General features: G+C 72.2%; 7 protein-coding genes. 4 read left to right on the top strand and 3 right to left on the bottom strand.

Translation table 11 applies throughout. The features are described 5' to 3' along the window. Positions 1-94: 94 nt before the first annotated feature. Complete coding sequence (locus ACZ4MF_RS17335; protein ID WP_467492820.1) at positions 95-1354, bottom strand: hypothetical protein; 1260 nt, start codon at positions 1352-1354, stop codon at positions 95-97. Positions 1355-1775: 421 nt separating this feature from the next. On the opposite strand from ACZ4MF_RS17335, the gene ACZ4MF_RS17330 reads away from it, so the two are divergent. Further along, positions 1776-3032: an SLC13 family permease gene (locus tag ACZ4MF_RS17330; protein WP_467492835.1), complete on the top strand. Its 1257-nt coding sequence runs from the start codon at positions 1776-1778 to the stop codon at positions 3030-3032. 301 nt (positions 3033-3333) lie between these two features. Here ACZ4MF_RS17330 and ACZ4MF_RS17325 read toward each other — a convergent pair whose 3' ends face one another. Both ACZ4MF_RS17325 and ACZ4MF_RS17320 read right to left on the bottom strand, forming a co-directional pair. After that, a complete protein-coding gene (locus ACZ4MF_RS17325) occupies positions 3334-3573 on the bottom strand; it encodes a hypothetical protein (RefSeq protein ID WP_467492819.1) in 240 nt (79 codons plus the stop codon). 17 nt (positions 3574-3590) lie between these two features. Further along, positions 3591-4745 (bottom strand): inorganic phosphate transporter, encoded by a 1155-nt coding sequence (locus ACZ4MF_RS17320; protein ID WP_362818601.1) that lies wholly within the window; start codon positions 4743-4745, stop codon positions 3591-3593. A 157-nt stretch (positions 4746-4902) separates the two neighbouring features. Here ACZ4MF_RS17320 and ACZ4MF_RS17315 point away from each other — a divergent pair, with 157 nt between their 5' ends. From ACZ4MF_RS17315 to ACZ4MF_RS17305, 3 genes are all read left to right on the top strand, one after another. Beyond that, the gene (locus ACZ4MF_RS17315) at positions 4903-5304 is read left to right on the top strand and encodes a helix-turn-helix transcriptional regulator (RefSeq protein ID WP_071384220.1); all 402 of its coding nucleotides are present in this window, start codon (positions 4903-4905) and stop codon (positions 5302-5304) included. A 65-nt stretch (positions 5305-5369) separates the two neighbouring features. Continuing rightward, positions 5370-5786 carry a VOC family protein gene (locus ACZ4MF_RS17310; RefSeq protein WP_071376507.1) on the top strand — a complete coding sequence of 139 codons (417 nt, stop codon included), beginning with the start codon at positions 5370-5372 and terminating at the stop codon, positions 5784-5786. A gap of 89 nt (positions 5787-5875) precedes the next feature. Next, the gene (locus tag ACZ4MF_RS17305; RefSeq protein WP_467492818.1) at positions 5876-6637 is read left to right on the top strand and encodes a VOC family protein; all 762 of its coding nucleotides are present in this window, start codon (positions 5876-5878) and stop codon (positions 6635-6637) included. Positions 6638-6842: the final 205 nt, after the last annotated feature.

The raw sequence follows: 6842 nt of genomic DNA, 5'->3' as shown, positions 1-6842 counted from the left end.
TGCGCATCCGTGAGCTCATGTCGCCGCACCATGAAGCGCACCTGCCCAGCCGAAGAGCTGATCCACCAAACCAGCAAGAGCCATCAGAAACGGCCTAAGGCGTCGCCGTGGCCTGTTCGGTGGTCAGGCGGGCCCGCCAGTCACGGACGTAGTCATGGGAGATGGAGGCCAGGCGGGCTATCTCCGCGTCGTCGCGGCCGTCGGCCCACGCCAGTATCCGGGTCACGGTGCGGTTCCGCGCGGCGCGGAAGTCCCTGAGCATGCTTTCGAGACGTTCGACCTCCTCGCCTTCGTAGACAAGTTGCCGGTCGACGGAGGCCCGTTCGTCGGCGCGCAACCGCTGCAGATAGGCGGACAGGCCCGTCAGGACCAACCCCTCCTCGTGCGCGGCGCTCTGGAAGCGTTCGGCCAAGGCCGCCAGCACACAGTCCGGCACATCGGCGAGCGTGGCGCCGGGGGGCTTGGCCGCCTCCCAGGTGCCCCTGCCGGCCTCTGTTGTCTCCAGCCAGGTGCGGGCCTCCGTCGGGGAACGGTCGCCGCACGCCCGGGCGCGATAGGCGTACAGGGCGGCGCGGTGGCCGTAGAAGGTGAAACCGTCCTCGATCTGCCGGTCGGCGGGGCGGCACATCCGCCCCGGGACACCGCCGTAGCCCGAGTCGGGCCGGTAGTCGGCGTAAGCCTCCAGTTCCGCGTCGGTGGCCACTCCCCAGGACGGGTCGCACAGGTCGGGGTTGCTCGCGAGGAACGCGCCGACCTCGACCCGCCACGCTGGGACCGGGCTCATCCGGAGCCTGGGCCAGACGACCGCTCCGGAGGGAGCGAAGGTGTAGGTGGCGGCCTGCTCGATGTCGTCCCAGGCGGTGGCGGCCTCGGCGGACCACTCCAGTTCGCCGGCCGGTCCCGTACGGTGTATCGAGTCCACGAGCCGCTGTACGGCGGGGAGTATGCGCAACGCGAGCGCATGCAACTCCTCGGCGGTGAAGAAGCGCCAGGAGTAGCCGCGCTGCCCGTCGTGCGCAAGGTGGGTCAGCAGGTACACGAGAACGCCGGGGGCCGGCAGCGTCCCGTCGCCGAGTGCGCTGCGCGGGACACCGGGGAGCTGGCGCTTCAGGTCCTCGCGCGAGGCCCGCCAGTCGACGTCCCCGAACCAGACCGCACCGCTCTGCGCGTCGATGGCCAACCATTGGTGGTATCCCACGCCCGGGCCGTACCGCTCCTCTTGCTGCTCGGCGTCTTCGTCGTGCCAGACGTATTCGGCGGGGGGCGGGTTCAGCTCCACGGCCACGAAGCCGTCCTCCGGGCGGTAGCCGGTGAGGATGCGGGCCGTGATCGGTGCGCTGTCGGCGGCGGTCATGAGGGGTTTTCCTCTCGGTGGAACAGCAACCGCCGCAAACCGTAGTGCGCCCGTCGACCATTAGTTCAATTTCCAGTCATTTACGCCTGGCCCGACACGGCGGGCGGGCACCGCCGGGGCCTCGGTGTCACGCGAGGTTTACGCGCATGCAAGTGGCCACCAGGTTGGCCATATTTCACATGACCTCCACGTTTTGCTCACTTCACGGGATGCTTCCGCAGCCCGCCCTCGATCGATTCGAAGGCATGTCAGGCGCATACGGCCACATTGAACACCGGGCGCCAGGTCGGACCCGCTAGTTTAATATTCTACTACTTGCCAGGGGTGCGGCACGCTCCCCACGAACGCGACGTGCTCGACGCCAGCCGCCGCCGACCCGGCGCGACCTTTCACCACCGGCATCGCCCGAAAGGCTCTGACCCTGAACACCGCACTCGCAGAAGCCTTCTCTGTCGCCCTGCTCCTGGTGGTGCCGGCCTGCGCGGTGATCCGGCCGTGGGGGTGGCCGGAGGCGATCGTGGCCGTCCCTGCCGCCGGAGTGGTCATCGCCACGGGTGCGATCTCCCTCGACCATGCGGCGGCCGAGGTCATCCGACTGGGCCCGGTGATCGGCTTCCTCGCGGCCGTCCTGGTCCTGGCCCAGCTCTGCGACGACGAGGGCCTCTTCCACGCCTGCGGTGCCTGGATGGCCCGCAGAGCGGCCGGCCGCCCCCGTCGCCTGCTGGTGCTGGTGTTCGTGGTCGCCTCGTTGATCACCGCGGTGCTCAGCCTGGACGCCACGGTGGTGCTGCTGACCCCGGTCGTGTTCGCCACCGCCGCGCGACTGGGCGCCCGCGCCAAACCGCACGTGTACGCCTGCACCCACCTGTCCAACACCGCCTCGCTGCTGCTGCCCGTCTCCAACCTCACCAACCTCCTGGCGTTCGCCGCCAGCGGCTTGAGCCTCACCCGCTTCGCCGCTCTGATGGCACTGCCCTGGCTGGTCGCCATCGGTGCCGAGTACATGGTCATCCGCCGCTTCTTCGCCACCGACCTGGACGTCGGCGCCCAGCCCCCGCCCACCGACGAAGCCCGCGAACTGCCGCTGTTCGCCCTGGTGACGGTGGCGGGCACCCTTGCAGGCTTCGTCCTGACCTCGGCGGTCGGCATCAACCCGGCCTGGGCGGCAGCTGCGGGCGCGGCCGTTCTGGCGGCCCGCGCGCTGGCCCGGCGCCGCACCACGCCCACCGCGATCGTCCGGTCCGCTGCCCTGCCGTTCTGCGCCTTCGTCCTGGCCCTGGGCATCGTGGTCCGGGCCGTGGTCGACAACGGACTCGCCGACGCACTGGGCCACCTGGTACCCGGCGGCACAAGCCTTCCGGCCCTCCTCGCCATCGCGGCGCTGGCAGCCGTACTGGCCAACATCATCAACAACCTGCCCGCCGTCCTGGTCCTGCTCCCTCTGACCGCCCCCGCCGGCCCGGGCGCCGTCCTGGCCGTCCTCCTCGGCGTCAACATCGGCCCGAACCTCACCTACGCCGGCTCGCTGGCCACCCTGCTGTGGCGAAGGATCGTGCGCGAACACGACACCGACGTGGCCCTGGGCGAGTTCACCCGACTCGGCCTGCTCGCCGCACCGGCCACCTTGCTGCTCGCGGTGGTGGCACTGTGGACCTCACTCCAAGCGATCGGAGGCTGAACACCGTCCCCGGCGACGTCGAGCGCCTCGCGCAGCCGGCCGAGCGCGCCGGCGCCCGCCGTGGCCTCGGCGTAGATCGCGGTCGGTCGGCCTCGTGCCGGGCGCGACAGGCGGCCGGGCGGCAGTGCAGGGCGCGTGGTGGCTGCCGCTCCGCCATGCCAGGGGCCCCTTCGGGCGGACGGCGGGCACGCGGCGCTCGGCCTCGGCGAGGGCGCAGACCTTGCGGGCCCCACTTTCCTCGTCCCGCATGCCAAGGGCCCGGCCGTTCCCGCGGCCGGGCCCCTCGGACGTACGCACCGACTCAGTGGAACTGCGGCACGATCAGATAGATCCCGTACGCCACCACCGCCGCGCAGGCGAGGAAGCACAGGCCTGCCTGGGCGCGGCCGTCCGCGCCGCCGGTGCCGTCGTCCGCGGCGTCGCGCGCGGCGTCGGCGCGGGACAGGCCGAGGACACCGAAGGTGAAGACGACGACCACGGCGACCGTGACGCCGAGGCTGACCGCGGCCACGCGGCCGAGGGCGGACCAGTCGACATGCATGAGGGACTCCCGGGGGTTCAGGCGGCCGTGCCGACCTTGGTCGGGGCCGAGGTGCGAAGGGTGACCTCGTGGTGGTCGTTGACGTTGTCGGCGCGCACCGGGTTGCGGCGGGACGCGGCGACGATGACCCCGGCGAGGGCCAGGGCGACCAGCGCGATCACGGCCGTACCGACGTTGCCGCCGTGCTTGACGACGCTCGCCGCGAGGCCGCCGACCAGCGCCGCCGCGGGCAGCGTGATCAGCCAGGCCAGCACCATGCGGCCGGCCACGCCCCAGCGGACCTCCGCGAGCCTGCGGCCCAGGCCCGCGCCGAGGATGCTGCCGGAGGCGACCTGCGTGGTGGACAGCGCGAAGCCGAGGTGGGCGGAGGTGAGGATCACCGCCGTGGACGCGGTCTCGGCGGCGAAGCCCTGCGGGGACTGGATCTCCGCGAGGCCCTTGCCCATGGTGCGGATGATCCGCCAGCCGCCCAGGTAGGTGCCGAGGCCGATGGCCACGCCGGCCGAGCCGATCACCCACACCGGCGGGCCCGCCTCATGGCCGAGCGCGCCCGCCGAGATCAGGGTCAGCGTGATCACGCCCATGGTCTTCTGCGCGTCGTTCGTGCCGTGGGCGAGCGAGACCAGGGAGGCGGAGGCGATCTGGCCGAGCCGGAAGCCCTTCGTCACCGAGTCCTGGCGGGCGCGGGCGCTGAGCCTGTAGGCGAGGTAGGTGGCGACCAGCGCCGCCACACCGGCCACGACCGGGGAGACCACCGCGGGGAGGAGCACCTTCTCGACAACCTTGTCGAGGTGCACGCCGTGGGAGCCCGCGCCGACCCAGACCGCGCCGATCAGTCCGCCGAAGAGGGCGTGGGAGGAACTGGAGGGGAGTCCGGCGAGCCAGGTCACCAGGTTCCACAGGATCGCCCCGACCAGCCCCGCGAAGATCATCGCCGGGCTGACCAGTGTGTCGTCCACGATCCCGCCGGAGATCGTCTTCGCGACCTCGGTGGACAGGAAGGCCCCGACGATGTTGAGGACCCCGCTGACCAGGACCGCTGTACGCGGTTTGAGCGCACCGGTGGCGATGGAGGTGGCCATCGCGTTCGCGGTGTCGTGGAATCCGTTCGTGAAGTCGAACGCCAGAGCCGTGACGATGACGACCGCCACGAGGAACGTGATGTGGTCCATTCCGCAAGGCTGGCAAGGGCAGGCCAATGCACGGAGAACTGAAGGCGAACGGCGTGTCGAAGACGGGGGACTCTGTTGTGTGCTCGTGTGCGGAAACGTCGGATCTCCCGGTGTCGGTGCCCTGTGCCACGCTGTGAACGCGACCGAGGAGGCACGGATGACCGTCCTGGAGGACCTCAGACGGCTGCGCCGCGTGCGCGACCGGATGGACCGTGAGTACGCCGAGCCGCTCGACATGACCGAGCTGGCCCGGGGCGCCCACATGTCCCCGGGCCACTTCCAGCGCAGCTTCCGCAAGGCCTTCGGCGAGACGCCGTACAGCTATCTGATGACCCGCAGGATCGAGCGGGCCAAGGCACTGCTGCGCCGGGGCGACCTCACGGTGACCGAGGTGTGCCTCGCCGTGGGCTGTACGTCGCTCGGCTCCTTCAGCTCCCGCTTCACCGAGCTGGTCGGGGAGACACCGAGCGCCTACCGCGCCCGGGACCACGAGGAGAGCGCGGTGATCCCGTCCTGCGTGGCCCGTACGTTCACCCGCCCGCGCCGCAGACCCTACTGACCCCGGCTCCCTGCGCCCCGTACCAAACTCGCGCGCCCGCACCCGGGCGGGCCTAGCGTGAGGTCATGGACGTGAAACTCAAGCAGTGCTTCATCTCGGTGGACGACCACGACAAGGCGCTCGCCTTCTACCGCGACGTGCTCGGCCTGGAGGTCCGTAACGACGTGGGCTTCGAGGGCATGCGCTGGGTGACGCTGGGCTCGCCGCTCCAGCCGGACGTCGAGATCGTGCTGGAGCCGCCGGGCGCGAACCCGGACGCCTCCCCCGCCGACCGGCAGGCGATGGCCGAACTGCTCGCCAAGGGCATGCTCCGGGGCGTCATCTTCACGACCGAGGACTGCGACGCCCTGTACGAGCGGGTGCGCGAGTCCGGCGCCGACGTGCTGCAGGAGCCGACGGACCAGCCGTACGGCGTACGCGACTGCGCCTTCCGTGACCCGGCGGGCAACCAGCTGCGCTTCCTCCAGCGGCCCGCGGAGTAGCGGCCGGCGGCGGGCACGGCAGCGGGTGTGGCAGCAGGTGTGGCGAAAGCCCGGCGACGGCGCGGGAGTTCGCCCCTACACTCCGGAGCGTGATCATTCGCTGGTCGTACGCCTTCGCCGACCGCCCCGCCGGCCGACTGCCCGAGGCCCTTGCCTTCTGGACCTCGGTCACCGGCACCCGGCCGTCCGAACCCCGGGGCGAGCGGGGCGAGGTCCTGGCCCTGCTGCCCGACCCGGCCACCGGGGCGGACGCGTGCGTGAAGCTCCAGGGGGTGACCGAGGGGGACGGCGGCGCCCATCTCGGCCTGTGCGTGGAGGACGTGCGGGAGTCGGCCGGGGCAGCCCGCGCCCTCGGTGCCGACCCGGTCGCGGACCACGGCGACCGGGTCGTACTGCGCTCCCCCGCCGGGCAGTTGTTCTGCCTGGTGCCCTGGCACGGCGAGGCGGTACGGCCACCCGTGGTGGCGGGCAGCCGGCTGGATCAGGTCTGCCTCGACATCCCGCCGTCCGCGTACGCCGCCGAGTCGGACTTCTGGGCCGCGCTCACGGGCTGGGAGCGGCTGACGGGTTCCCGGCCGGAGTTCGAGGCGCTGCGGCCGCCGGCGGGACTGCCCGTGCGGATCCTGCTCCAGCGGCTCGACTCCGAGCGACCGGCCGCCGCCCATCTCGACCTCGCCTGTACGGACATCCCCGCGGTCCGTGCCCGGCACGAGGAGCTGGGAGCCGTCCCGGTGGCACACGGCCCGCACTGGTCGGTGATGCGCGATCCGGCCGGCGGCGTCTACTGCCTGACCGGCCGCGACCCCGAGACGGGCGGCCTGCCGGCCGCTCGGCGGGACGACGTCGCGTAGAGGCGGATGACCGCGGCGTGCCCGGACGCGGCGGCCCGGTCGGGCGGCGGACCCGGCGGGCACACGGCCTCGCCGTCCGCCGGGCCCGCGTGCTCGCCGGGCCCGGCGCGGGCGAGGCACCGGGTTCTGCCGGCTGCACGGCCCACGGGGCCGGGCGTCCTCCTGGAGTGCGAGCGCGAGGCCTCCGCCCACGGCGACGGCGGCC

Source organism: Streptomyces sp. NPDC025793, from assembly GCF_055558375.1.
This window is presented reverse-complemented; position numbering and strand designations above follow the sequence as displayed.